22 protein-coding genes and 1 pseudogene are annotated in these 24,353 nt (G+C 70.7%); 15 read left to right on the top strand and 8 right to left on the bottom strand.

What is annotated here, in order from left to right; all coding sequences use genetic code 11:
- Positions 1–54: 54 nt before the first annotated feature.
- The 3 genes from O145_RS10205 to O145_RS18190 all read right to left on the bottom strand — a co-directional run bounded on the left by O145_RS10205 (position 55) and on the right by O145_RS18190 (position 3,710).
- A complete protein-coding gene (locus O145_RS10205) occupies positions 55–1,113 on the bottom strand; it encodes an alpha/beta hydrolase (RefSeq protein WP_043562656.1) in 1,059 nt (352 codons plus the stop codon).
- Positions 1,110–2,306 carry a homoserine O-acetyltransferase MetX gene (gene metX / locus O145_RS10200; protein ID WP_411265957.1) on the bottom strand — a complete coding sequence of 399 codons (1,197 nt, stop codon included), beginning with the start codon at positions 2,304–2,306 and terminating at the stop codon, positions 1,110–1,112. The genes O145_RS10205 and metX overlap by 4 nt, the downstream gene beginning before the upstream one ends.
- Before the next feature lie 1,254 nt (positions 2,307–3,560).
- Positions 3,561–3,710 carry a hypothetical protein gene (locus tag O145_RS18190; RefSeq protein WP_156966712.1) on the bottom strand — a complete coding sequence of 50 codons (150 nt, stop codon included), beginning with the start codon at positions 3,708–3,710 and terminating at the stop codon, positions 3,561–3,563.
- Positions 3,711–4,368: 658 nt separating this feature from the next.
- Between O145_RS18190 and O145_RS10185 the strand changes: the two genes are divergently transcribed.
- Positions 4,369–4,722: a magnetosome magnetite crystal formation protein family gene (locus O145_RS10185; protein WP_169740341.1), complete on the top strand. Its 354-nt coding sequence runs from the start codon at positions 4,369–4,371 to the stop codon at positions 4,720–4,722.
- A gap of 110 nt (positions 4,723–4,832) precedes the next feature.
- On the opposite strand, the gene O145_RS10180 is transcribed toward O145_RS10185, so the two are convergent.
- The gene (locus O145_RS10180; protein ID WP_043562647.1) at positions 4,833–6,179 is read right to left on the bottom strand and encodes an O-acetylhomoserine aminocarboxypropyltransferase/cysteine synthase family protein; all 1,347 of its coding nucleotides are present in this window, start codon (positions 6,177–6,179) and stop codon (positions 4,833–4,835) included.
- Positions 6,180–6,446: 267 nt separating this feature from the next.
- Here O145_RS10180 and O145_RS10175 point away from each other — a divergent pair, with 267 nt between their 5' ends.
- Positions 6,447–8,021 carry a C40 family peptidase gene (locus O145_RS10175; RefSeq protein ID WP_043562645.1) on the top strand — a complete coding sequence of 525 codons (1,575 nt, stop codon included), beginning with the start codon at positions 6,447–6,449 and terminating at the stop codon, positions 8,019–8,021.
- A 90-nt stretch (positions 8,022–8,111) separates the two neighbouring features.
- Here the strand turns inward: O145_RS10175 and O145_RS10170 are convergent, their stop codons facing one another.
- Positions 8,112–8,612 (bottom strand): inorganic diphosphatase, encoded by a 501-nt coding sequence (locus tag O145_RS10170; RefSeq protein WP_043562643.1) that lies wholly within the window; start codon positions 8,610–8,612, stop codon positions 8,112–8,114.
- Between the two features lie 185 nt (positions 8,613–8,797).
- On the opposite strand from O145_RS10170, the gene dacB reads away from it, so the two are divergent.
- The 4 genes from dacB to O145_RS10145 all read left to right on the top strand — a co-directional run bounded on the left by dacB (position 8,798) and on the right by O145_RS10145 (position 14,294).
- Complete coding sequence (gene dacB, locus O145_RS10165; RefSeq protein ID WP_043562641.1) at positions 8,798–10,195, top strand: D-alanyl-D-alanine carboxypeptidase/D-alanyl-D-alanine endopeptidase; 1,398 nt, start codon at positions 8,798–8,800, stop codon at positions 10,193–10,195.
- A gap of 46 nt (positions 10,196–10,241) precedes the next feature.
- Entirely contained in the window at positions 10,242–11,444 is a 1,203-nt protein-coding gene (locus O145_RS10160; protein ID WP_043562639.1) for a zinc-dependent metalloprotease, read from the top strand.
- Between the two features lie 82 nt (positions 11,445–11,526).
- The gene (gene hpt / locus O145_RS10155) at positions 11,527–12,081 is read left to right on the top strand and encodes a hypoxanthine phosphoribosyltransferase (RefSeq protein ID WP_043562637.1); all 555 of its coding nucleotides are present in this window, start codon (positions 11,527–11,529) and stop codon (positions 12,079–12,081) included.
- A 1,544-nt stretch (positions 12,082–13,625) separates the two neighbouring features.
- Positions 13,626–14,294 carry an AIM24 family protein gene (locus tag O145_RS10145; protein ID WP_043562633.1) on the top strand — a complete coding sequence of 223 codons (669 nt, stop codon included), beginning with the start codon at positions 13,626–13,628 and terminating at the stop codon, positions 14,292–14,294.
- A gap of 26 nt (positions 14,295–14,320) precedes the next feature.
- On the opposite strand, the gene cas6 is transcribed toward O145_RS10145, so the two are convergent.
- Together cas6 and O145_RS19750 are read right to left on the bottom strand one after the other, a co-directional pair.
- On the bottom strand, positions 14,321–14,623 hold the full coding sequence (gene cas6, locus O145_RS10140; RefSeq protein WP_052374975.1) for a CRISPR system precrRNA processing endoribonuclease RAMP protein Cas6: 303 nt from the start codon (positions 14,621–14,623) through the stop codon (positions 14,321–14,323).
- Positions 14,566–14,937: a hypothetical protein gene (locus tag O145_RS19750; RefSeq protein WP_411265956.1), complete on the bottom strand. Its 372-nt coding sequence runs from the start codon at positions 14,935–14,937 to the stop codon at positions 14,566–14,568. Before O145_RS19750 ends, cas6 begins: the two co-directional genes overlap by 58 nt.
- Positions 14,938–15,538: 601 nt before the next feature.
- Here O145_RS19750 and O145_RS10135 point away from each other — a divergent pair.
- The 9 genes from O145_RS10135 to O145_RS17370 all read left to right on the top strand — a co-directional run bounded on the left by O145_RS10135 (position 15,539) and on the right by O145_RS17370 (position 23,408).
- Complete coding sequence (locus O145_RS10135; RefSeq protein ID WP_043562631.1) at positions 15,539–16,291, top strand: hypothetical protein; 753 nt, start codon at positions 15,539–15,541, stop codon at positions 16,289–16,291.
- Between the two features lie 158 nt (positions 16,292–16,449).
- Positions 16,450–17,715: a C40 family peptidase gene (locus O145_RS10130; protein ID WP_043562629.1), complete on the top strand. Its 1,266-nt coding sequence runs from the start codon at positions 16,450–16,452 to the stop codon at positions 17,713–17,715.
- 111 nt (positions 17,716–17,826) lie between these two features.
- Complete coding sequence (gene ftsH, locus O145_RS10125) at positions 17,827–20,124, top strand: ATP-dependent zinc metalloprotease FtsH (RefSeq protein ID WP_043562628.1); 2,298 nt, start codon at positions 17,827–17,829, stop codon at positions 20,122–20,124.
- The gene (folE, locus tag O145_RS10120) at positions 20,121–20,693 is read left to right on the top strand and encodes a GTP cyclohydrolase I FolE (RefSeq protein WP_043562626.1); all 573 of its coding nucleotides are present in this window, start codon (positions 20,121–20,123) and stop codon (positions 20,691–20,693) included. The genes ftsH and folE overlap by 4 nt, the downstream gene beginning before the upstream one ends.
- A gap of 11 nt (positions 20,694–20,704) precedes the next feature.
- Positions 20,705–21,115 (top strand): DUF5360 family protein, encoded by a 411-nt coding sequence (locus tag O145_RS10115; protein WP_043562679.1) that lies wholly within the window; start codon positions 20,705–20,707, stop codon positions 21,113–21,115.
- Between the two features lie 188 nt (positions 21,116–21,303).
- Positions 21,304–21,618 (top strand): DMT family transporter, encoded by a 315-nt coding sequence (locus O145_RS10110; RefSeq protein WP_411265955.1) that lies wholly within the window; start codon positions 21,304–21,306, stop codon positions 21,616–21,618.
- Positions 21,615–21,938 (top strand): DMT family transporter, encoded by a 324-nt coding sequence (locus tag O145_RS10105; RefSeq protein WP_043562620.1) that lies wholly within the window; start codon positions 21,615–21,617, stop codon positions 21,936–21,938. Before O145_RS10110 ends, O145_RS10105 begins: the two co-directional genes overlap by 4 nt.
- A 155-nt stretch (positions 21,939–22,093) precedes the next feature.
- On the top strand, positions 22,094–22,921 hold the full coding sequence (locus O145_RS10100) for a hypothetical protein (protein ID WP_043562619.1): 828 nt from the start codon (positions 22,094–22,096) through the stop codon (positions 22,919–22,921).
- A complete protein-coding gene (locus O145_RS17370; RefSeq protein WP_156966710.1) occupies positions 22,914–23,408 on the top strand; it encodes a type II toxin-antitoxin system VapC family toxin in 495 nt (164 codons plus the stop codon). Before O145_RS10100 ends, O145_RS17370 begins: the two co-directional genes overlap by 8 nt.
- Before the next feature lie 117 nt (positions 23,409–23,525).
- Here the strand turns inward: O145_RS17370 and O145_RS18640 are convergent.
- Positions 23,526–24,353: pseudogene (locus tag O145_RS18640) on the bottom strand (ATP-binding protein); the annotation flags it as partial.

Below are 24,353 nucleotides of genomic sequence, written 5' to 3'. Positions count from 1 at the left end.
TCGGCGAAAGGGGGAGGCGGGCGGCGGCTGGAGCGGCTCGGCGCCGGACGCTGCTCAGCGCAGGACGTAGCCGCCCAGCCACCGGCGCATGGCCGAGAAGACCTGCTCGCGCACGGGCGGGGCCGACAGGACCAGGTCGTGCACGCCGTCGTCGAACCGGGCCACCGTGACGAGCTTGCCCAGCCCGATGGCGCGGCGGGCCGTCGCGTCGGCGTCGACGATCGTGTCGGTGCGCCGCGAGTCCTCCGTCCACGTCACCCCCAGGTGGCTGCGCGCCGACCCCATGGACAGCACCGGGCAGCGGATGTCGAGCCCGGCTGCCACGCGCGCCTGCCCGTCCAGGATGGCCAGCAGCCAGCCGGGCCGGATCGGCGCCGAGGGCAGGAACGACCAGCCGGGCTCGATGCGCCACCCGGTGACGTAGGGGTCGTCCGCCCAGGCGGGGTCCGGCAGCTCGCCGTCGCGCTCCAGCCACCCGTCGGTGACGCGGAAGAGGGTCTCGGGCGCGTAGGCGGGGGTGGGGATGGACATGCGCGGGTCGCGCAGGGCGAGCGTCCTGAGGACCGGCTCGCCGACCATGCGCACCAGCTCGGAGCCCTGGAGCTCCAGCCACGCCGAGTTCAGCACCAGCGCTGCCAGCGCCCCGGGGTGGCGGTCGGCCCACAGGCAGGAGGTGAGCCCGCCCGCGGAGTGCCCGCACAGGACGACGTCGGTCTCCCAGCCGCGCTCGGAGCGGATGGCCGCCAGGGCCAGGTTGATCTCCTCGTCGTAGTCGGTCAGCGAGGCGATCCACCCCAGCATCTGCCCCTCGCGCAGCGAGCGCCCGTAGCGGCGCAGGTCCAAGGCGTAGAAGGCCCCGCCCAGGCGCGAGATCTGCCGCGCCAGCTCGGTCTGGAAGAAGTAGTCGTTCCAGCCGTGGATGTACAGCAGGGCGAAGGTCGGGGTCGTCGGGGTGCTGGGCAGGGCGCCGGGGTCCGAGGCTGGCACGTGCCGCACCAGCGTGGCGACGGCGCCGTCGTCCTCCTCGTCGGGCAGCAGCTCGAGCGTGCGCGCCTCGAAGCCGGGCCCCAGCAGGTCGGGGCCCCAGGCGCCGGTCGGGGCGGGGGCGCTCATGGGCCGTCCTCCGCCCCGGCGAGGAAGCGGCGCAGCACCGCCTCCATCTGGTCGGCCTCGATGAGGAAGCCGTCGTGCCCGTGCATGGAGTGGATGGTCTCGCGGTGCGCCCCTGGGATGCCGGAGGCGAGCTCCTCGGCCTGGGCGGGCTGGAAGAGGCGGTCGGAGTCGACGTCGACGACGAGGGCGCGGGCGGTCACGGTGCCCAGCGCGGCGGGGATGCCGCCGCGCCCGGTGCCGACGTCGTGGACCATCATGGAGTGGGTGACGATGAGGTAGGTGTTGGCGTCGAAGCGGGCCAGCAGCTTGCCCGCGTGGTAGTCGAGGTAGGACTCGATCTGGTAGCGGCCGCCGACGGCGGGGTCCTCGTCGCCCTGGTGGGCCCGCCCGAAGCGGGTGTCGAGCTCGGCGGCGCTGCGGTAGGTCGTGTGCGCCAGCGCCCGGGCCAGGCCCAGGCCGCGCACGGGGCCGACGGCGTGGGAGTAGTAGTCGCCGTCGAAGAAGAAGGGGTCCGCCACGATGGCGAGCTCCTGGAGGTGGCACCAGGCGAGCTGGTCGGCGGTGGTCGAGGCGCCGGTGGCCACGAGCGCCAGGTTGCGCACCCGCTGCGGGTGGCTGACGGCCCACTCGACGGCGCGGTGCCCGCCCAGGGAGGCGCCGATGACCAGGTGGAAGGCGTCGATGCCCAGGGCGTCGGCCAGGCGCGTCTCGGCCTCGACGGCGTCGCGGGTGGTCAGCCACGGGAAGCGCGAGCCCCAGGGGCGGCCGTCGGGGGCGGTGGAGGAGGGGCCGGTCGAGCCCTGGCAGCCGCCCAGGATATTGGCGGCGACGACGTAGTAGCGGTCGGTGTCGATGGCGCGGCCGGGCCCGACCAGGGCGCCCCACCAGCCGGGCGTGGGGTGGCCGGGGCCCGCCTCGCCGGTGACGTGGGAGTCGCCGGTCAGCGCGTGCAGGACCAGAACGGCGTTGTCGCGCTCGGGGGTCGGCGTGCCCCAGGTCTCGAAGGCGAGGTGGGTGTCGGGCAGGACCTCGCCGGACTCCAGGGGCAGGTCGCCGATCTCCACGAAGCGGCGGTGGCCGGGCTCGTCGCCGGGCCGCCACGCGCCGGTGGGGGAGCCCGCCCTACGGTCCACGAGCTTGAGCGCCGCGGTGCCGACGCCGGAGCCGGAGGGGAGCGAGGTCATGGCGGCCATCGTATCGTGGCGGGGCGATGAGCCACGGGCCGGCGTCGGCCGGGCGTGCACGGATTGCGAGAAGGAGAGATGTGCACGCGGCCGGGACTGGCGCGAGCAGTGCTCAACGGCCTCGGACGCCCGAGGGGCTAACGCCGAGATCGGTCCAGTTCCGCGCCGAGATCGGTCCATGAACCGATCTCGATCCGGAATACGACCGATCTCGGCGTTAGGAGGGGCGGGCGGCGGGCGCCCCGGCCCGGTCGCTCAGCGCGCGACGGCGGCCAGCCGTCCCCCGCTCGCCCTGCTGGACGATGCGCTGCCGGCTCGGGGCGGGAGCCGCCTCGAGCCGCTGGAACGTCTTATGGATCCGTGGACCGCGTGGAGCCCGACTCAGGGTGGCTGCGAAGCGCGGAAACCTGTTAGACCCACTCTGCCAATCTATCTGCCGGTCGAATTTCTTCGCTCCCGTGATCTTGGTCGCTTCGCCTCCGTCGACCCCTACGGTATATAGTTCGTACATCTCGTCGCCATTCGCGTCCTTGGCCGGGAGCGCGATCTTCGTGCCATCCGGGCTGAATATCGGGGTCATGAGTTTTCGCGTGTTCGAGTCGGGGAGAAGGCTGCGTTGCTCGGGAGATGATTTCGTTGTGCTGGCGGACGACCTGAAACGTATAGGCGGAGATATCTGACCGGGAGCCTGCGGCCTCTGTGGGCATAGGGCTCAGGGCTGCGCTCTCCGCGGAAGCGCCTCCGTTCTTGGCATAAAAAACTGTTTTCAAATCATCGTCATTTTGGGGGCGTCGTGCGAAATGGAGGCTGTCGTCGGGGACGAGTTCTGGCACGTAGTCGGTGCCGGGCTCGAAGTCTCCCGGTGCCGGTGCCAAGGCTGTCGTGTCGTGAGACGTCCCGGATTCATCAATGTATCCTACTGTTTTGTCGAGGTTTCCCGAACCTCCCTCGCTCGACTTGCGGGCGGCAACCTTGTCGTAGTTGCGAGAAAATAGTCTGCGGATGCTGCGCAGTCCGTAGCCATTGCCTACAGCATACCAATTGTCAAGCTCGAAGGAATCGTCTGGCGGAGTGAAGCGGCGCGAGACTGTGACGGATCCACTGCCCGGATGTATTGCCTGGACGCTGAGGAAATTCGCATGAAGGCTGAGGGCCGGCACGGTCGCCACAATGATGCCGTGCAGGCCGGAGCCCGTCGGCGTCGCCTCGGGCGCGGACGCGGTGGCGGTCTCGGTGGCGCCGGAGCCTGTCGGCGAGCTCGCCTCACTCGCCGTCGTAGAGGTAGAGGATCCCGACGGCAACGTCGTGGAGGCTGCGGGAGAGCTGGCGGAGTCCCCTCCGCTCGCGCAGGCCGCGAGACCCGTCGCGCACCTCACCGCCGTCAGCGCCCCCATTGTGCGAGGCATCGACCACCGGCTCGTTCAGGCCACTGCTCGTGCGTTCATCGTGTCACTTTCTTGCGGATCGGACTCGTCTGCGGAGCCACCGTGATCCGCGAATAGTGCTGAAGCATACGGCACGACCGCCCGCCGTTGCACGACCGCATTCGCCATAAACGGCGTCGTTCGTGATCGAGGTGCGGGAGGCGAACCGGGACGAATCCATCCCGCTCCTCCGACGCGGACAACACTTCAGTTCTTTAGTATCATTTCTTGCACGCTAGAATCTGTGTATCGTGCAGCGGGAGGCGCGCTGGTGCCGGCGAGGCCGGCGAGGCGGGGCTCGGTGTCGGGGGCGCCGTGTCGCCGGCTCGTGACGGCCCGCGACGGCACGGCATGCTTGGAGAAGCGGGCGGGGTGCGGGCCCGGCCGGTGCGCCGGCGCACCGGCGCGACCGACAAGGGTGGACGCCTGCGGACCTCCTGATATATTTTTGAGACCTGATGTGCAGGTCCCAGCCTGTTGTCCCTGGCCGGCGACCGCCGGCATGTGAGAGGAGTCCTGTGCCCGACGACGAATCATTCCGAACCACCGACCCCCAGGCCGGGGGATACTGCTGTCCGGGACCTTCCGGGGCGCCTGTGGCACAGCCGCTTCCGCGGCCGATCCCCAACGGCTCGACGCCCTGGTACGTGGGACTGATCGCGCTGACCATGATTCCCGGTATTAGCGCCATCATCGCCTCGCTGGTCATGATTGGCATGGGCCTGTCGCAGCGGAAGGACGTGGAGCCGGCGCGCACCAATGCGCTCAAGGCCGTCAACTGGGGGCTGACCTACATGCTGGCCACCGTGGTCCTGCTGGCCATCCAATTCTATATCCTCTCCGGCATTCAGTACTCCACGGACCCGCTCATCGGCACCGCATTGTTCCTGTGGCTGCTGATCTCGCTCTTCCACGTCATCTACTGCCCTGTCGCCGGAAAACGCGCGGCCAAGGGGCGGCGGGTCGGATTCTGCGGTATTCCTTTCCTGCGGACTCGCTGAACCCGTCTTCGGGTCTTGCGCGAACCGATCTCGGCGCGGAGCTGGACCGATCTCGGCGAAGAGGAGGCGGGCGTCCGGGCCCGGCCAAGCGGGCGCGGACGCCCGGAGGCTCAGCGCGCGACGGCCGCCAGGCCCCGCTCGAGGTCGGCGAGAATGTCGTCGATGTGCTCGATGCCGATGCTCAGGCGCACCGTGCCGGCGCTGATGCCCGCCCTGGCCAGGCCGTCGTCGTCGAGCTGTGAGTGGGTCGTGGTGGCGGGGTGGACGCACAGCGAGCGGACGTCGCCGATGTTGGCGAGGTTCGAGAACAGGCTCAGGGCGTCGATGAAGGCCGCTCCCGCCTCGCGCCCGCCGGCCAGGTCGAAGGCGAAGACGCTGCCCGCCCCGCGCGGGCAGTAGGTGCGGTGCAGCTCGTAGTACGGGCTGGACTCCAGGCCGGAGTAGCGCACCTCGGCCACCTCGGGCCGCCCCTGGAGCCACCGGGCCGCTGCCAGGGCGTTGTCGACGTGGCGCTCCATGCGCAGCGACAGCGTCTCGATCCCCTGGGCGACCAGGAATGCGTTGAGCGGAGACGCGGCGAAGCCGAGGTCGCGCTGCCCTCTGGTGTGGGCCCTGAGGATGAAGGCCATGTTGGCCCCCATCGCCCCGCCCTCGCCCAGGTCGCGGGCGTAGACGATCCCGTTGTAGGAGGGGTCGGGGGTGTTGAAGTCGGGGAAGCGCTCGGGCTGGGCCGCGTAGTCGAAGTTTCCCGAGTCCACGACGACGCCGGCCACCGACGAGCCGTGCCCGCCCAGGAACTTCGTGGCCGACTCCACCACGATGTCGGCGCCCCACTCGATGGGCCGGGTCAGGTAGGGGGAGGCCATGGTATTGTCGACGACCAGCGGGACGCCCAGGGCGTGCGCGGCCGCGGCGATGGGCTCGATGTCGAGGATGTCGCCCTTGGGGTTGGGGATCGACTCGCCGAAGAAGCAGATGGTGGTCCCGTCGGCCGCCGCGGCCCACGCGGCCGGATCGGCCGGGTCGTCCACGAAGCGCGTAGTGATGCCGAGACCGGGCAGGGTGTGGGTCAGCAGGTTGATGGTGCCGCCGTACAGCGACGGCGAGGCGACGATGGAGCTGCCCGCGCCGCCGAGCGTGAGGAAGGTCAGGGTCTCCGCACTCATGCCGGAGGCGACCAGGTGCGCGCCCACTCCGCCCTCGAGCGCCGCGATGCGGGCGGCGACAATCTGGTTGGTGGGGTTGTCCAGGCGCGTGTAGATCGGGCCCAGCGAGCGCAGGGCGAAGCGGTCTGCTGCCTCGGCGGCGTCGGGGAAGACGAAGGAGGTCGACTGGTAGATCGGGATGGCCCGCGCCCCCGTGACGGCGTCGGGGGTGTGTCCGGCCTGGACCTGCTTGGTCTCGAAGCGCCAGCCGTCCGGGCTGGCGGCGGTGGGAGGGGTGGTGCCGGTGGGCATGTGACGCTCCTTCGCTTGGGCCGGGTGCGGGGTTCACGGTAGCGGGAGCGGCTGGCCTCAGCGCTCCGCCGTCCGCGCGCCGGATCCGTGTGGTGGATGTCACGACGACGGCGAGAGGGCGGCTGCGGGGCCGCGACGCCGGGACGAGGCTCATGTGACTACTGTGATTTGTGTTGTTCTTGTTTTGCATTGGGGCGTATGCGATTATTGTGTCCGTTGAGAGAGCGCGTCCGTCAGGAGGGCGTGCCGCGACATGACGGAGAACTTGTGAGCCTGACCCATCGCACGCGGCGGCCGCGCGGTGCCGTGCGCCTCACTGGGCTGACCGGTGAGCGCTTCGGCACGGCCCTGGCCGCCCTCACCCTCACCGTGGCGCTTATGCCGTCGGCGAGCCCCGCCGCGCTCGCCGACGGTGTGGCGCCCGCCGCCCAGTCCGAGCCGGCTGACGCCACCACGTCGGTCGCCGATATCGAGGCTCAGCTCAGCCAGCTCAACGTCGATCTTGAGACGGCTCGGCGGGACGCCCAGATCGCCACCGAGGACTACCTCGTCGCGGTCAACGACCTTCAGACCGCCACCTCGGACGCCGAGACGGCGCAGGCGAACGCCGATGCCGCCGCCGCGGACGTCGACGCAGCGCGTCTTGACCTGGGCGCCGTCGTCGCCGAGACCTACGAGCAGGGCAACACCGGCCCCCTCGACGCCCTGGCCCCGTTCCTGACGGGCCAGTCGCTGGGGGACGCCACAGACATCTCCATGGTCCTGGAGAGCATCGGGACCAGCACCGATGCCCGGGTGCGGCACGTCGAGGCCTGCCAGATCGAGGCGGACACCACGCAGGCCCTGGCCGAGCAGAGGGTCGCCGACAAGCAGACCGCGGCCACGAAGGCCGAGGACGCCAAGAACGACGCGACCACTGCTGCGACGAACGCCCAGACCGCGGTCACCGACACCGAGACCAGGCGGTCCGAGCTCATCACTGAGCTGGCGGAGCAGCGTCACACGAGCTATGAGGACGAGAACCAGCGCCAGGAGCAGGCCGAGGCCGATCGCAAGGCTCGTGAGGAGGCCGCCGCAAGGGCCGCGGTGGGAGCCCCGGCTGCGTCGTCGGCCCCCAAGGACCCTGATCCTGTGAGCCCGAAGCCGACGGAGACCCCCTCGCCGGCTCCGAGCGCCGAGCCCACCCCGACGGCGCCACCCACCCCGGAGCCGACTCCGAGTACCGAGCCCACCCCGGAGCCGACCGAGGCCGCCGAGCCCACGCCCGAGCCGACTCCGAGCGCCGAGCCCACCCCGGAGCCGACCGAGGCCGCCGAGCCCACGCCCGAGCCCACCCCGAGCGCCGAGCCCACCCCGGAGCCGACCGAGGCCGCCGAGCCCACCCCGGAGCCGACCGAGGCCGCCGAGCCCACCCCGGAGCCGACCGAGGAGCCGTCGCCGGAGCCCGAGCCGTCGCCGGAGCCCGAGCACGTCTACGGTGCGGGCGCCGAGACCGCCATCGCCACGGCCAAGGACTACCTCGGCGTGCCCTACGTGTGGGCCGGCGAGTCCTACGACGGCGTGGACTGCTCCGGCCTGACGATGCTCGCCTACCAGGCCGCGGGGATCTCCCTGACGCACTCCTCGCGCGTGCAGTACGGAGAAGGGCTGCAGGTCGACCTGGCCGACGCCCAGCCCGGCGACCTCGTCTTCTGGTCGGAGGACGGCACCCAGGAGGGCATCTACCACGTCGCCATCTACCTGGGCGACGACCAGATGATCGAGGCACCGACCTTCGGCGTTCCCGTCCGGATCACCGAGATGCGCTACTCCGAGATCATGCCCTACGCCGTGCGCCCCTGACGGGCCGCCGCGCGCCCACCGCCACCGCGGCGCCGTCGCCCCCTGGCCTCCGCCGAGGCAGGGGGCGACGGCGTCTCCGGTCAGCGGCTCTCAGCTGCTCTCGCGGGCGACCCGCTCGGCCTCGCGCTCGTAGGAGCGGCGGATCTCCTCCTCGGCCTCCTCGCGGCCGACCCAGTGGGCGCCCTCGACGCTCTTGCCGGGCTCGAGGTCCTTGTAGACCTCGAAGAAGTGCTGGATCTCCAGGCGGTGGAACTCAGAGACGTCCTCGATGTCGGTGCGCCAGGAGGCGCGCTGGTCGGCCGACGGCACGCACAGGACCTTGTCGTCGCCGCCCTTCTCGTCGCGCATGCGGAACATGCCCAGGGCGCGGCAGCGGATGAGGCAGCCGGGGAAGGTCGGCTCCTCCAGGAGCACGAGCGCGTCGAGCGGATCCCCGTCCTCACCCAGCGTGCCCTCGACGAAGCCGTAGTCGTCCGGGTAGCGCGTCGAGGTGAACAGCATGCGGTCCAGCATGATGCGGCCCGTGGCGTGATCCACCTCGTACTTGTTGCGGTTGCCCTTGGGGATCTCGATCGTGACGTCGAACTCCACGGGTCCCTCCTCTTACTGGTAATTGCCATCAGTTGTCCGTCATAGTCGGCTTCAGCCGTCCCAATGGCACTAGTGTGGCCTACGACGGCACTCCTGCGGGACATCCTACGGCCGGTTCCCCACGGCGGGGTCCCGACTGCTCCCGCTGGGCCGTCCAACCCGCGGGCCGACCCATTGGAGGAGATGTGCGCAAGGCTCAGATCGCGGCGCTCACTGTCGCCACACTCGCCGTCGCGAGCGCCTACTACGGGCTCGCCGACTCCCTCGACCTCGTCCCGGGTCCACTGAGCGCGGCCTCGACATCCTACCGCCCGGAGCCCTACCCGATGCTGTCGCCTCCGGACGAGGAGCCGGGTGCGCCGTCGGGACTCGACGCCGACGCGCCGGTGCCCGCGACCGCGGCCCTGAGCTCCATGGCCACCACCCTGGCCTCGGACCCCATGGTCGGCAAGGCCACCACCGCCGTCACCGTCATCGACGTCGCCACCGGCGAGACCCTGCTCGACGTCAACGGAGGCACCGGCATGACGCCGGCCTCCTCCAACAAGATCCTCACCGCCTGGGCGGCGCTGTCCTCGCTCGGGCCCGAGCACACCCTGACCACCAAGGCTGTCGTGTCGGGCAGCACCGTCACCCTGGTCGGCGGCGGGGACGTGCTGATGGCGGCCGACGCCGGGAACCCGGACGCCACCGTGGGGCGCGCGGGCCTGGGGGACCTCGCCCGCTCCGCCGCCGAGGTCCTGCAGGCCAAGGGTGTCACCAGCGTCAGCGTCGCCCTGGACGACACCCTGTTCGCCGGCCCCACCTGGAACAGCGGCTGGGAGGACGGCAACCAGGCGTGGGTCGCCCCGATCCAGCCGATCATGCTGGACGTGACCGCGCACTCCCACACCGGTGACTACCCGACCGACCCCGCCATGGAGGCCGCGAAGGCCTTCTCCGGCCAGCTGACTGCCGCAGGCATCACCGTGACGGGCGACGTCACGCGGGGCGCCGCCCCCTCCGACGCCACCGAGCTCGCTTCCGTCGAGTCCGCGCCCCTGGCCGATGTGCTGTCGGTGTCCCTGAAGGCCTCCGACAACACCATGACCGAGGTCGAGGGGCGCCTGGTCGCCGTCGGCGCGAAGCAGGAGGCCGGCTTCGAGGGCGCCACCGAGGCCGTGCTGTCCCAGCTGAGCGCCGACGGCTTCGACACCACGGGCGTCACCCTCGTCGACTGCTCGGGCCTGGCCCTGGGCGACAAGGTCCCCAGCCGGCTGCTCGCGCAGATCGTCGCCCGAGCCGCGGGCGACGACGGCGGCACCACCGGCCGGACGCTGCTCACCGACCTGCCCGTGGGCGCGTTGGACGGGACGCTGGAGGAGCGGTTCGTGGGCGTCGGAGGCGCGGGGACTGTGCGGGCCAAGACCGGTTCTCACAACACCGTCGCCTCTTTGACGGGCACGGTCGTGACCAGGGAGGGGCGGCAGCTGGCCTTCGCGGTCATCATCGACGGCTTCGAGGACGGCGGCCTGACCTCGGCGCGCACGGCCATCGACAACGACTTCGTGACTCCGCTGGCCGACTGCGGCTGCCACGGGTAGGGCGTGGCCGGCGCGGCTCGCGCGGCGGCCCGGGGACAATGGGGGCGTGAGTCCGAGCACCGTCTTCGCGCCGACCGCCGCCGACCTCGTCGACTGGGACGCCGCCGTGCGCCTGTCGCGCGTCGTCGTTCCCGCGGGCCCGCGCGTGCCGACCTCCACCCGCCGCGCGACCGTCGCCCTGCTGCGCCGCAGCATTGCGGGCGCCCTGCCCTGGGCCGGTCGCATTACCGGCATGACCGACGCCGCCCGGTGCGCGGCCGAGACCGCCGAGATCCTGGTGGTGGACCGCGCTGGCCTCATGACGGCGTCGGCGGCCTGGCTGCGCGGGCTCATGGGCGGGGTGCCTGCGCCCAACGCCGGCCGCGGCGCGCGCACGCTCGCCACCGCCGAGGTCGGCGCCGCCCTGGGCTGCCTGTCCACCCGGCTCCTCGGCCAGGTCCTGCCCCCGCTCGACAGGGGCGACGACGACGGGAGCTGCGCGGGCACTGGCGCCGCGGCCCGGCCCGGCGCCCGTCTGCGGGCCCGCACCGCCTCCGCCGTCGGCGCCCGCCGGCAGCCCGGCGCGCGCCTGCTCCTCGTGGCTCCCAATGTCCTGGAGATCCGGCAGCGCCTCGAGCTCGACGTCATCGACCTGCCCGCCTGGATCACCCTTCACGAGGCGACCCACCTGATCCAGCTGAGTACCGCGCCATGGCTGGCGAGCTACCTGGCGGATCAGCTGCGCGCCGTCGTCGGCGGGCTCGTTGCCGCCGTCCGCAGCGCGGGTGCCGGAGGCCCGGACCTGTACGCCCGGCTCGCCCAGGCCGTCGCGCTTGCGCGGAGCGCGGACGGGCGCTCGCCGGAGCCGGTCGCGCTCCTGCTCAACAGCCTTCTGAAAGCGCCCGAGCGGGAGAGCCTGGCGCGCCTGGCCGCGCTCCTGACGCTCCTGGAGGGGCACGCCGAGGCGGTTCTCGACGCCGTCGACCCCAACCGCATGCCATCGGTCCATCGGCTGCGCGCCGTGCTGGCCCGCAGGCGTCGCGCCACCGGCGGCGTCGGGCCTGGCCCGAGCTCGGGCTCGCTGCTGCACCACATGATCGGCGTGGAGGCCAAGGAGGCCCAGTACGCCGATGGCGCGGCGTTTGTGCGCGCGGTTGTCGCACGAGTGGGGCATGCTGGGCTCAACACGGTGTGGAATGCGCCGGATAACCTGCCGCTGCCCGATGAGATCGCTCGACCCGACCAGTGGATCGAGCGTTTCGGACTGTGACCCGACCGGGGCGGTGGGGCCTGTCGCTGTGGCAGGCTTGACCGTGCCGGCAAACGTTCGTGCACATATGAGAGGAGCGCACATGGACGCTGCGGACATGGGATCCGACCTCGCGCAGGTCCTTATTACCGAAGAGCAGATCGCCCAGCGCCTCGATGAGATGGCCGCGCAGATCGACGCCGATTACGAGGGGCGCGACCTGCTGCTGGTGGGCGTGCTCAAGGGGGCGGTCTACGTGATGGCGGATCTGTCGCGGCGGCTGCACCGCAGCGCGGCCATGGACTGGATGGCCGTGTCATCCTACGGGTCGGGGACCAAGTCCAGCGGCGTCGTGCGCATTCTGAAGGACCTCGGTACCGATTTGACCGGCCGCCACGTGCTCATTGTGGAGGACATTATTGACTCCGGGCTGACGCTGTCGTGGCTGGTGGGGAACCTGTCGAGCCGGGGGGCTGCCAGCGTCGAGATCGCGACGCTTCTGCGCAAGCCGGAGGCCGCCAAGGTCGAGGTGGACGTGAAGTACGTCGGCTTCGATATTCCCACCGAGTTCGTCGTGGGATACGGGCTGGATTATGACGAGCACTACCGCAACCTGTCCTTTATCGGGACGCTGCGCCCCGAGGTGTACGGGGGCTGAGGAGGCGCACGGGGCTGAGCAGGTCGCCGGCCGGTGCGCTGCCGCTGCGCCGCTCCTCTTTTCTCTCTCCGTCGAGATCGGTCGTATTCCGGCTCGAGATCGGTCCAGTTCCGCGTCGAGATCGGTTCGTGCGGAGGGGCGGGGCCGGGCGTACTGGTGGCTGTGGCCGCGGTCGGGGCCGACCGGGAGGGTGCGCGGGCGGGGTTGCACATGGGAGCGGGGGCCTTCGCGCAGCGGGTGCAGTGTTTCGCTGAGACTCTGCCGATCTTCGGGGATCGCCAAGATGAGTTGATGTGCTCCCATGTGCGCAGACCCCCTACGCGCACGTGGGAGCACGTCACCCAGTCTTGACAGACGCTCGAAAACCGCGGAATCATGAGGAGGACTCGCACTCGCCCCGGCAGTCTCCTCCTCTTCCACGTGCAGCCCCCTCCTCCGGCCGGACCGCCGCACACGCCGCCGGCACCGATCCCCGGCCCCAACGACTTCCACAACAGGGCCCAGGTCGATTCGTGTCGGAGCTGTCAGAGGCGAGCCATGGGAGATCCGCCGCGGCGGCGAGGTGAGGGCTGCGTGTTTGTTGGGGCGCGCGTTGAGTCTGGTCCTCGGTTCGGAGCTTCCGATGCGGACTGGATGTCCGTCAGAATGACATTGGACGTCCGCGATTCGGGTCGGGGCTTAGAGATCCGCAAGATTGTGCGGATCGTTTCGCGTCATGCGTCGCCCCGAGGCTCTAATGTCATTCTGACGGACAACCGGGGCTACTGCGCCGTGTGTCGGGCGGCAGCCGACATGGTCGAACGCGAACGGTGGGGGTGCAGGTCCTGTTCCGACTTCGCTTTTCGGCAAAAACGCCGTTGGAGGCTGTTTGCTGGAAGGGGAACGGGGCTGGTCGGCGGCACTCCGGGTCCCGGAACCGTCGGCATGGCCCCGGTTCCAGACTCAAGGGCTAGGAAATGCCGTGCACCTGTAGGTCTCTTAAGACATGCTGGGCTGTATCTGGCCCATCCGCATGTTGGGGTCTGGCAGTATTCTGCCTCTGAGCTTCCTTGAGGGCGCGGCCCGTTGGCGGGCGATCTGTGTCTGCGCCGCGAGAGGTCGATCGCCGGGTGCTTGGGCGCCTGTCTGCACCTGGAGGCGTGCGGCGTGTCGGACGCGAGCGTCACGGTTCGGGGCAAACGGGTCGGAGCCGCACTTAGGACCTTGGGGCGATCCTTGGAGTCACGCGGTCTCGCTCCGGGGCGCCGGCGCGCCGAGACGCGTTTGCCCCGGATTGTGACAGGTCGGCCCGCATCCGGCCCGTTTGGCAGCCGCCCGGTCGTCTTCGGGCCGGCGACGGACAGTGCGAACTCGCCGGAACCGATCTCGACGCGGAACTCGACCGATCTCGGCGACCTGGGGGCCGTGCAGCGCCGGCCGGGCCCCGCTGCGACAGGCCCGGCCGCGACGGGCTCTGGTGGGAACTACTCCCCGAGACACGTCCGCCCTCAGCCCGATAGCCTGGGGCGCGGCAGACCTACACCGCTTTTGAACTGGAGAGTCCCATGCGCAGCCCCATATTCGACCAGACCCACCGCGAGCAGGAGACCAACCAGCGCTGGACGCTCCAGTCCAACAAGATGCTCCGCGTCGTCCTCGGCCCGGAGGTCCTCGCCGCCCAGGGCTCCATGGTCGCCTACCAGGGCACCATGGACTTCTCCTACCAGGGGTCGAAGAACCTGAGCGGTATGCTCAAGAAGGCCGTGACCGGGGAGGGAGGCAACCTCATGCGCGTGACAGGCCAGGGCGAGGTCTTCTTCGCCCGCGCCGCGCAGAACGTCTTCCTCCTCCAGCTCGAGGGCGACGCCATCACCATCAACACGCGCTCCCTGCTCGCCTTCGACGCGAACCTCGGCTACGACATCCGCATGATCGGCAACGCCGGCCTGCTCGCGGGCGGCCTGTTCAACCTCCTCGTCCAGGGGCAGGGCATGGTGGCCATCTCCTCCGACGGCCCGCCGATGCTCCTCGACTGCTCCCAGCAGCCCACCTTCGTCGACCCGCAGGCCGCGATCTGCTGGTCCGCGAACCTCCAGCCGCAGGTCAAGAGCACCTTCAAGATGGGCTCCCTCATCGGCCGCGGCTCGGGGGAGTCCTTCCAGCTGGGCTTCCACGGCCCGGGCTTCGTCGTCGTCCAGCCGAGCGAGGGCCAGCCGGCCGTCGCCGGCTCCTGAGCCCGCGGGACGCGCCGGCGGGGCCGCTACGCGCCGTCGTCGGGCACGACGTCGATCACGCCCATGCCGAAGGCGGCGTGCGAGCCGACATTGGCGTAGTGGGCCAGCGCCATGAGGCGGGAGAAGACGGCGGTTGCGGCGCTGCCGGTCGCCCCGGACGCGCGCGGCTCGCCGGTGCGGGCCATGATGCGGCGGCCCGACAGCCGGCCGTGGCCGTCGCGGCGGGGCGTGCCGAGCGCGACCGGCTCGCAGCGGGTGTCGTCCCGGGTGATCAGGACCTTGTCGAGGCGCTCGCGCTCGGGCGGCCTGCAGGGTCTGGAGACGGACAAGTCGTGCGGCGGGCGGGGTTAAAGGCCTTCGGGGAGGTCGAGGACCCGCTGAGGGCGCCGATGGGGCAGGGACTCGGATGGTTTGGAACGCCGGGATCATCTGCGGGAGCTCGCCTCTGAACGGGGAGGGCAGGAAGGCCCCAGGCCGTCTCTGAACCTCGTGGAGGAGCCCCGGCCCTTGCTCGTGGGCCGCATTGTCGTGGTCCTGCTCCGCTCCTGGCGCCTGCGGCCCGAGCGCGCCGCCTTGGTCGCCTCGATGCCGCCAGGTCCTCGGTGGCCTCGGTGAGGCGCTCCAGGTCCTCGACGCCGATCACAGCGGCTACGCGCAGACCGCGTCGGGTCAGGAATACGGGGGCGGGGCCATTTGCGTGGCAAGAGATCCCGCCGCGGAGGACCCATCGGCCCCCGGGCTCTGTCGCCTGCCGCGACCCCGGGTGCCGTCGAGCATGCTCTCAACCACCCATGGGGTGTCACCGTGGCCCGGCCGCACGCGGCGTCGGCACCGACCGATGCTCACACGACTTTCGTAACAGGACGGGCCGGGACGGACACCCGGTTCCGGGGCTGGGCTGCGATCGGCCACAGTGTGCTGAGACGGCCCGTACTCCGTGACGGGGCTGGTGCGACTAAAGGGGCCTATGAGATTCCTGATGTTTAGAACCGATCTCGACGCGGAATACGACCGATCTCGGCGAAAGGAGGCGGTGGAGGGGCAAGCCGCCTGCCCCGGCGCCCGTCCGGCCGGCACATCCTGAGGTCAACTGCACTGTGATCTTCTCGCAACGTCAGGTAGGGTAGTTATGGCATGTGGCTCCCGTACGGCGCCCTCCGGGTGTGGTATAGGGCTGCCGCGCTCCCGCCCCCAGACCTTCCCGCCACTGTCTGGAACAACCGCGACCGCAAAGGAGAGGCCTTATGATTCGTCATTACGCTTCCCTCGCTGCGGTGCTTGTTGCCCTCGCGCTCGTGGCCGCACCCGCGCGAGTCGTCGCCGCAGAAGATGTCCGCACCGCCGAGCCCGCCGGGACCACCTCAGAGCCGGCGCGGGCCGCCGGCTCCGCACGAACCGCCGTCGGGAACGACCCGGCGATCTCCACCTCCTGCTTCGTGGCCGAGATCGCCCCGTCGAACGCGGACGGCGGCTCGAACTCCGACAGCTCGACGCTTCCCCAGGAGCCGCCGAGCCCCGACGTCCCGGATGAGCCCGAGCCTCCGGCGTCGCCCCAGCCCGAGCCGACGCCGACGGCGGAGCTGCCGTCGGACGAGGTTCCGGCAACGCCCTCAGTTGAGCCGTCACCTCCGGGGCAGACCCCCGCGCCGACCTCGGCAGGATCGGTCGCCCCCGAGTCGCCCTCCCCCATGCCTCTCAGCCCGACGCCGTCGTTCAGCGGCACATCCTCCGCCTCCGGCGGGACCTTCGACTCCTACCCGGATGACCCCGATGAGCCCTATGCGGAGGGCGATGATGTTGAACACACGGCGTCGGCTACCTCCGACGTCGTCGCCGCCAAGGACTCGCCCACCCGCACCATCGGCGGCCTGCTGGCCTTCACCGGTGCGGGTGCGGCCCTCATCCTGGCGGCGCTCACCCTCCTGGCCCTCGGCCTGCTCATGCTGTGGCGCAGCCGGGTCGAGGAGCAGTCGCTCTTCCGAGCACCCGATTACTGAAGCCCCCCAAGAGAGCGCCGGGCCCGATCTGCCCAGTTCGCGCGTTATCGTTTCGTGATCTGCGGTAGACTAGCCTTGCGTGCAGACCCCCCACGTCCCGCACGTGCGGCAGGCGCCGGTCCTGGTGCCCGTCGTCCTTGTGTCAAAGAGAAGAAGCTGTGATCACTCGTCATGTTCCCGTCGCCGCTGGGCTGACAGCCCTGGCTCTGGTGCTGACGCTCGGCGCTCCGGCCGCGGCTCAGGAGGTCGACGTCGCCGTGGTGCAGCCAGTGGTCGCCAGCCCCACCGGCGCTTCTGAGGTCGCCACCGTCCGTGATCTCATGGCCGCCTCCGGGCTCGCGCAGACGGTGACCACGGACGGCCACCTCGACCCCGACGACGGGGCCGGGATGACCTACTCCGTGCGGGACTCCAACGTCTCCGGCATCCTCGGCAACATCGCGGTGCCCACCGCCGACGGCCAGTGGGCCGTCCCGAGCGGTTTCCCCGAGCACCCCTCCACGCAGCCCGACGCGGCCTCCGTCGAGGACGAGATCGCCCGGGCGCAGAGCTTTGCCGATGCGGGCACCAGCCTCGTGCGGGACGACGCGCGCCCCTCCCCGCTGACCAGCAGCGGGGTCGTCCACGCCGGCCAGAGCGCCCCCTACCCGATCTCGGACGCCTCCTTCGTGGGCATGACCCTCATGGGCTGGGACTACTCGCACACCACCTACGTCGCCGAGGAGAACACGCGCGTGGGCACCTGGGTGGACTTCGGCCAGACCTCCGGCTCCGACCTCGCCAAGGCCAACGAGCTCGCGCGCTGGTTCTACGTCAACGGCGACCTGTGGCTCAACACGGCCGACGACTACCAGCGCGGCGACATCCTCTTCTTCTCCAGGCAGTCCCCGGGCGGCGCGGGAACCACCGGCGACTACTTCGCGAACGTCTACCACACCGCGATCTACCTGGGCGACGGCATGATCGCCCACTCCTGGGGGGACTCCGGGGCCGGCGTCGTCGTCGAGGCGCTGCCGGACTCTCTCAAGCAGGACCTCTCGCTGGTCGCTCGCCCCGCCCTGCAGGGCGCACCGGCGCCGAGCCAGTCCGCGACGCCCTCCACCGGGGCGGCCGAGCCCAGCATCCCCCAGGCGTCCGAGCCGGCCGTCGCGGACCCGACCCCCCAGGCCGCGGCCCCCGCCACGCCCGAGTCGGCCCCGAGCCCGAAGGACGCGACCATCGCGGTGGAGGACGCCGTTCCGGGGGAGACCCCGTCCACCGAGCCGAAGGACGACATTATCGTGGCGGACCCGCCGCGCCGCCGCGACGGCCTGCTGGCCTCCACCGGAGCCGGGGGGATGGTCGTCCTGGTCGCGGCCGCCCTGCTGGGGGCCGGGGTGCTGCTGAGGCTGCGCCGTCGCCCCGGCGAGCACTTCGACATCTGACCCGGATCCCGCACCTGCACGCCGGTCGCGAACGGTGACCATCCTCGCGGCAGGGGGCCGCCCATGTCGGCTAACGTCGGGGGGTCAGACGCGCGAAAGGGACCAACGTCGATGAAAGTACCCGGTCAGGCCGGAAAGATCCGCCCGAGCAGCCGGCCCGAGAAGAAGAAGGCCGACAAGGGCGGCTCCAAGCAGGGGGACAAGAAGCGTCGTAGCACGCTCGGCAACCCCCTGCTGTGGGTGGCCCCCGTCATCCTGATCGCGCTGCTGATCTGGGCGCTGCTGTCGGGGCTGGGCGGCTACCGTGCCATCGACACCTCCGAGGGGCTGGCGATCCTCAGGGACAACCCGACCACCGTCAAGTCCGTCACGGTGGTCGACGGCAACCAGCGCGTCGAGCTCGACCTGACCGAGGGCTACACCACGGTCCCCTCCGAGCCCGGCGAGACCGGCAAGCCTGTGGGCAAGAAGGTGCAGTTCAACTACACCGAGGCCCAGGCCACGCAGGTCGATGAGCTGGTCCAGGCGGCCGCCCCCTCCGGCGGCTTCAACTCCGTGGTCCCGACGGCGAGCTGGTGGTCCTCCATGCTCCAGCTCATGCTTCCCATGGCGCTCTTCCTGGGCGTCATGTGGTGGCTGGTCGGCCGCATGAGCGGCGGTCGCGGCGGGGCCATGGGCTTCGGGCGCTCCAAGGCGAAGGTCGGGCAGAAGGAGATGCCCGACGTCACCTTCGACGACGTCGCCGGCGAGGACGAGGCCGTCGAGGAGCTCGAGGAGATCCGCGAGTTCCTCTCCGAGCCGGAGAAGTTCCAGGCCGTGGGCGCCAAGATCCCCAAGGGTGTCCTGCTCTACGGCCCTCCCGGAACCGGCAAGACCCTGCTGGCCCGGGCCGTGGCCGGCGAGGCGGGCGTGCCCTTCTTCTCCATGTCCGGCTCGGAGTTCGTCGAGATGTTCGTGGGCGTGGGCGCCTCGCGCGTACGCGACCTGTTCGAGCAGGCCAAGGAGAACGCTCCCGCCATCATCTTCGTCGATGAGATCGACGCCGTCGGCCGCCACCGCGGCTCCGGCATGGGCGGGGGCCACGACGAGCGCGAGCAGACCCTCAACCAGCTGCTGGTCGAGATGGACGGCTTCGACGCGACGACGAACGTTATTCTCATCGCCGCCACCAACCGCCCCGACGTCCTGGACCCCGCCCTGCTGCGCCCCGGCCGCTTCGACCGGCAGGTCAGCGTGGAGGCCCCCGACATGGCCGGCCGCGCCGCCATCCTGCGCGTGCACGCCAAGGGCAAGCCCATGACCCGCGACGTCGACCTCGACCAGGTCGCCAAGCGCACCCCCGGCTTCACCGGGGCGGACCTGGCCAACGTCCTCAACGAGGCGGCCCTGCTCACCGCCCGCTCCAACGCCCAGCTCATCGACAACCGCGCCCTGGACGAGGCCATCGACCGCGTCATTGCCGGACCCCAGAAGCGCACCCGCGTCATGAACGACCACGAGAAGGCCGTCACCGCCTACCACGAGGCCGGCCACGCCCTGTGCGCGGCGGCCGGCGCCTACTCGGACCCGGTCACCAAGGTCACCATTCTGCCGCGCGGCAAGGCCCTGGGCTACACCATGGTCATGCCCAGCGACGACAAGTACTCCACGACCCGCAACGAGCTGCTCGACCAGCTCGTCTACGCCATGGGCGGGCGGGCCGCCGAGGAGCTCGTCTTCCGCGACCCCACCACCGGCGCCTCCAACGACATCGAGAAGGCCACCGGCACCGCCCGAAAGATGGTCACCGACTACGGCATGACCCGCACGGTCGGCGCCGTCAAGCTCGGCACCACCGAGAACGAGACGGTCCTGGGGCTGTCCGCCACCAACCGCGACTTCTCCGAGGACGTCGCCGCGACCGTCGACGCGGAGGTGCGCGCCCTCATGGACGCCGCCCACCGCGAGGCCTGGCAGATCCTGTCCCGCAACCGCTCCGTCCTGGAGGACCTCGCCAGCCAGCTGCTGGAGAAGGAGACTCTCCTGGAGAAGGACCTGGAGCGCATCTTCGCCTCGGTCATCAAGCAGCCCGAGCGCCCGCTGTGGCGGGCCGACGACACCCTCGTGGTGGAGGAGTCCGTCTCCGCCGCCGACTTCCCCGCGGCCGCCGAGTCCTTCTCCCGGCGCGGCAGGAAGGGCGAGGGCACGGGTTCCGACGACGGCGCGGACGGCAGGGACGACGGGACCCGGAGCCTCGACCGCGAGGACCCGGCCTCTGCCGAGGGGGACGCTGCGGAGAGCCGGGAGCCCGCCGACGACGATGAGGCGGACAAGGCCGCCGACGCCGAGGCCGCCGAGGGCCGGGGCTCTGACGGCGAGGGCGGCGATGACTTCGAGGACCCCGAGGACTCCGAGGACCCTGCGTCGTGACCTACGACGCCGACGCCGTGCGCCGGGCCGTGCGCGACCTGCTGGTCGCGGTGGGGGAGGACCCGGACCGCGAGGGCCTGCGCGAGACGCCGGAGCGGATGGCCCGGGCCTACGCCGAGATGTTCGCCGGTCTCGACGAGGACCCCGGGGCGCACGTCGAGCGGGCCTTCGACGTCGGGCACTCCGAGATGGTGCTCGTGCGGGACATCCCCCTGTACTCCGTGTGCGAGCACCACCTGCTGCCCTTCCACGGGGCCGCGCACGTGGCCTACATCCCCGGCGAGGACGGGCGGGTGACGGGCCTGAGCAAGGTGGCGCGCCTCGTGGACGGCTACGGCCGGCGCCCGCAGGTCCAGGAGCGGCTGACGGCGCAGGTGGCCGACGCCATGGTCGCGCGCCTGGGCTGCCGGGGCGTGCTCGTCGTCGTCGAGGCCGAGCACCTGTGCATGTCCATGCGCGGGGTGCACAAGCCCGGTGCGAACACCGTCACGAGCGCGGTGCGCGGCATTATGCGCAACGCCGCCACCCGCAGCGAGGCCATGAGCCTCATCCTGGGCCGGCGGTCCTGAGAGAGCGGATGATGAATCGTACGTTCAAGATGATGCTTGTGCTCGTCGACGCGGGGCTCCTGCTCTACTGGGGAGCCGTGCTGCTCGGTCTTATTCCTGAGGAGATGCGGTTCAAGGATTACGACGATCCGGTCGTTGAGGCGTGGAACTGGTCGTTCTTCCCGTTGGACATCAGCGCCGCCGTCACCGTTTTCCTGGGAGCTCATTTGACGCGCAGGGGCAGCAGGGTCGGTGACCTGGTGCTGACCGTTGGGCTCATGCTGACCTTCTGCGCCGGATTCATGGCGATCTCCTTCTGGTCGTTCTACTGCGACTTCGATCCTCTCTGGTGGGGCCCCAACGTCCTGCTCATGCTCATTCCCGCTCTTGCGTTCGGCTCCATGGTCTGCGGACGCCTCTCGGGGGCGGAGAGCCGTCCATGACGGCGAGAGGCGTACGGGCCGTACTGCGCCGGCCCTGCCGGAGCGGCGAGCGCGGCGGGAGTCCGCTCCGGCGCGCAGATCCGGTGGGCGGACGCCGGGCGGGTTGTCCGCGCTCCGCATCTGTCTTGGCTCAGCGGGCCCGGGGCGCGTGCGCGTGGCTCGCGCTCGCCAGCGCGGTTGCGGCAGAGGTGTCCGCGACCCTGTCCCTGAGGGCGGCGCTCACTCATCCGGGACTCTACGTCATTGTCGGTGCCGGTTACGCCGTGGCCTTCATACTCCTGTCGCTGGCGCTCAGATCGGGTATGCCGCTCGGCGTCGCCTACGGGATCTGGGGAGCCCTCGGCGTGGCGCTGACGTCCGTGCTGTCGGCTCTCATCTTCGGCGAGTCGATGACCGTCCTGACCGGTCTGGGCATCGTGCTCATCATGGCCGGGGTTCTTCTGGCGGAGGCCGGGGCGCAGAGTGCCGCTCCGCGGCGAGAGCGGGATGAGGAGGCGCCGTGAGCTGGATCTATCTTGCGGGCGCCATAGCGTCGGAGGTCACCGGGACCTTGTCCCTCAAGTTCGCCTCCGGCCCCAAGGGGCTGCGATGGTACGGCGTTGTGGCGACGGGCTATCTCATGGCCTTCGTGATGCTGACCCTGACTCTTCGAGAGGGCTTTCCGCTCGGCGTCGCCTACGGGATCTGGTCCGCCGGGGGAGTGGCGGTCACGGCGATCGCCTCACGCATCCTCTTCGGTGAACCGCTGACTCGGACCATGGCGGCGGGGATCGTGCTCATCATGGCCGGAGTGCTCCTCGTCGAGACCGGCGGCGCCCACTGAGCCCCGTCCGAGGGCGCGGGCTCGCGTCCGCGGGCGGCGCCGAGATAGACATTTTCGTACGAGATCGGCGGTGACACCGTCTACCTCATCCGAAAATGTCTATCTCGACGGGGTGGCGGAGCCCGCCTGCTAGCGGATCGTGTACTGGACAGGGCATGATGGACTCGGTCGGCAGCGTGGTTCGGCCTGGCGGTCCGGAGGAGGTGTCGCTCATGGCAGAGCGTGAGATCACGTTCATCGTCGAAGGCATCCCCGGCCAGATCCCGCTCGATGTCGCAGCCGAGGCGATGAGTGCCTTCACGTCCTTCCTTCAGGGAACCGGGGACACCACCTGGGCTCTCGGCACCCTCGCGGTCGGCAGCGCTTGCTTCGGTGCTACAGCGGTTGGCCTGTCCCGGGAGGAGACGGAGGCCCGCTTCCGCGAGATCATTACGGGTATGGAGTCGGTCGACGCCGGTGCGGGGGCGCCCGAGACCTGGTCGCCGAGTGCTTTGAGCGGCCTGGTGGCAATGGCGAGGGTTGCGGATCGCTCCGGAACGACGGGGGCGCGTATCGTCTCGGGGGAAGCCGAGGTCCGCATGACTCGCCATCTCGCGGAGGAGGCGCGCCGCAGCCGGGGAGCCCCTTCGCCCAGAGTCGCTTTCGGCTCCGTGACGGGCAGGGTGGACCGGTTCATGGCGCGGGACAGGCGGGAGCTCGGTCTGATCGATGAGGCAACGGGCCGCCCCATGACAATCCGGTTCTCGGAGGACGCCCTCCCCCAGGTGGTCGGCATGGTTGACCGGCGAGTCACCGTCTGGGGGCCGCTGAGCCGTGGAACCGATGGGCGCAAGGACGTCCTTACGATGGAGGGCTTCGAAGTCCGCCGGTCGCCAGGGGCCGATGAGCGCCTCGCCGTTGATGATGTGGCCGGCTCTCTCGGCAGTGACTGGACCGAGGGGCTGAGCTCAGTCGACTGGGTCAGAGAGATGCGCCGTGGCTGACTCCGATCGATATGTCATCGACACCAACGTTATTGTCAATATGCTCACGGGCGGCGGTGCTGACTGCCCCGCCTGGTTCGAGCGCAGTGTCGCGCTATGGCGCGCCGCCGAGGCCGGGGAGTTTCAGGCGTGCCTGTCCGTGGTGACTGTGGCTGAGGTGCTGGCCTCTCCGCAGGTTCGGGGTCGGCACCTGGATCGCCGGCTTCGCCGCCAACGCAGCCGAGAGGCCCGAGAGTGGCTCAGCACCGCGCCATATATGCCCATTGAGGCCGACGATGTCCTGGCACGGAAGGCCGGAGCGCTTGCACAGAAGTTCCAGCTCAAAGGGGCCGACGCCCTGATCCTCGCCTCCGCCGTACGCGTGCGAGCGCCGTTCCTCTTCACCTGGGACGATGGCCTTCTAAAGGTAGGAGCACAGGTTGGCGGATTGATCGTTTGCTCGCCCGACTCCGCCGCCTACGAGCACCAACCCTCCTTGAACGTCTGAGGTTGGGCCGCTCTCCGGTGTCGAGATAGACATTTTCGTACGAGATCGGCGGTGACACCGTCTACCTCGTACGAAAATGTCTATCTCGACACCGGGGAGGGGGAGGGGCGGAAGAGCTCACCTGCTCAGGGGCACGGACAGGATCACGGTGAAGCGCTCGGCGGTGCGTGTCGCGTCGAAGACGCCGCCGAGCGACTCCACCCGCCGTCGTGCCCCCGCCAGACCGAGCCCGGAGGACACGGCAGGCATAGAGGACGCCGCGGCGTCGGCCCCGTTCTGCGGCGGGGCGGCGTTGGCGGCCATGGCCTCCAGGCTGCGCCCGTCGCTGTCGACAATGATCCGCGCGCTGCCGGAGGCCGCGTACTTGGCCATATTGCTCACTAGCTCGCCGAGGACGCGCACGAGCTGGCGGCGCACGCCGGGCGGCACGGCGTCGGCCTCCAGCAGCTCCAGGCCCTCGGTCTCCAGGGCGATCCCGCGCCCCGCCAGGACGGCGCGCGCCTCGGCGACGACCTCGGCGAGCGGGCGCGGGGCGGAGAAGGCGAGCACATCGAGCCCGGCCACGTCGCCGGCCGCGCTGTCCCTTCCGGCCGCGCCGGCTACGGCGCCGGCCGCGCTGTCCCTTCCAGCCGCGCCGGCTACGGCGCCGGCCGCGCTGTCCCTTCCAGCCGCGCCGGCTATGACGCCGGCCGCGCTGTCCCTTCCAGCCGCGCCGGCTATGACGCCGGCCGCACCGCTGATGGCCCGCAGGTTGGCCCTCAGCTGCTCGACGACGGTGCGCACCGAGCCCGCCATGGCCGCGAGCTCGGGGCCGAGCGGCGCGTCCGGCGGCTGGGCGAGCCGGGCCCGGTCGGCGAGCATGACCGCCCGGGTCAGGTCGCGCACCACCGTGTCGTGCAGCTCGAAGACCACCAGCAGGCGCTGACGCTCCAGGTCCTCCTGGTA

Origin of the sequence: Actinomyces israelii DSM 43320, from assembly GCF_000711965.1 — a bacterium.
In the GTDB taxonomy this organism is placed as follows: Bacteria; Actinomycetota; Actinomycetes; order Actinomycetales; family Actinomycetaceae; genus Actinomyces; species Actinomyces israelii.
The sequence above is the reverse complement of the archived record's forward strand: the minus strand, read 5'-3'. Positions and strand labels throughout refer to the sequence as shown.

Bases quoted from the DNA above. Each gene is read 5' to 3' on its own strand.
- O145_RS10205 (WP_043562656.1), bottom strand. From the start codon at position 1,113: ATGAGCGCCCCCGCCCCGACCGGCGCCTGGGGCCCCGACCTGCTGGGG.
- metX (WP_411265957.1), bottom strand. From the start codon at position 2,306: ATGGCCGCCATGACCTCGCTCCCCTCCGGCTCCGGCGTCGGCACCGCG.
- O145_RS10180 (WP_043562647.1), bottom strand. From the start codon at position 6,179: ATGCCCACCGGCACCACCCCTCCCACCGCCGCCAGCCCGGACGGCTGG.
- hpt (WP_043562637.1), top strand. From the start codon at position 11,527: ATGGACGCTGCGGACATGGGATCCGACCTCGCGCAGGTCCTTATTACC.
- O145_RS10145 (WP_043562633.1), top strand. From the start codon at position 13,626: ATGCGCAGCCCCATATTCGACCAGACCCACCGCGAGCAGGAGACCAAC.
- O145_RS10135 (WP_043562631.1), top strand. From the start codon at position 15,539: ATGATTCGTCATTACGCTTCCCTCGCTGCGGTGCTTGTTGCCCTCGCG.
- ftsH (WP_043562628.1), top strand. From the start codon at position 17,827: ATGAAAGTACCCGGTCAGGCCGGAAAGATCCGCCCGAGCAGCCGGCCC.
- O145_RS10115 (WP_043562679.1), top strand. From the start codon at position 20,705: ATGAATCGTACGTTCAAGATGATGCTTGTGCTCGTCGACGCGGGGCTC.
- O145_RS10100 (WP_043562619.1), top strand. From the start codon at position 22,094: ATGATGGACTCGGTCGGCAGCGTGGTTCGGCCTGGCGGTCCGGAGGAG.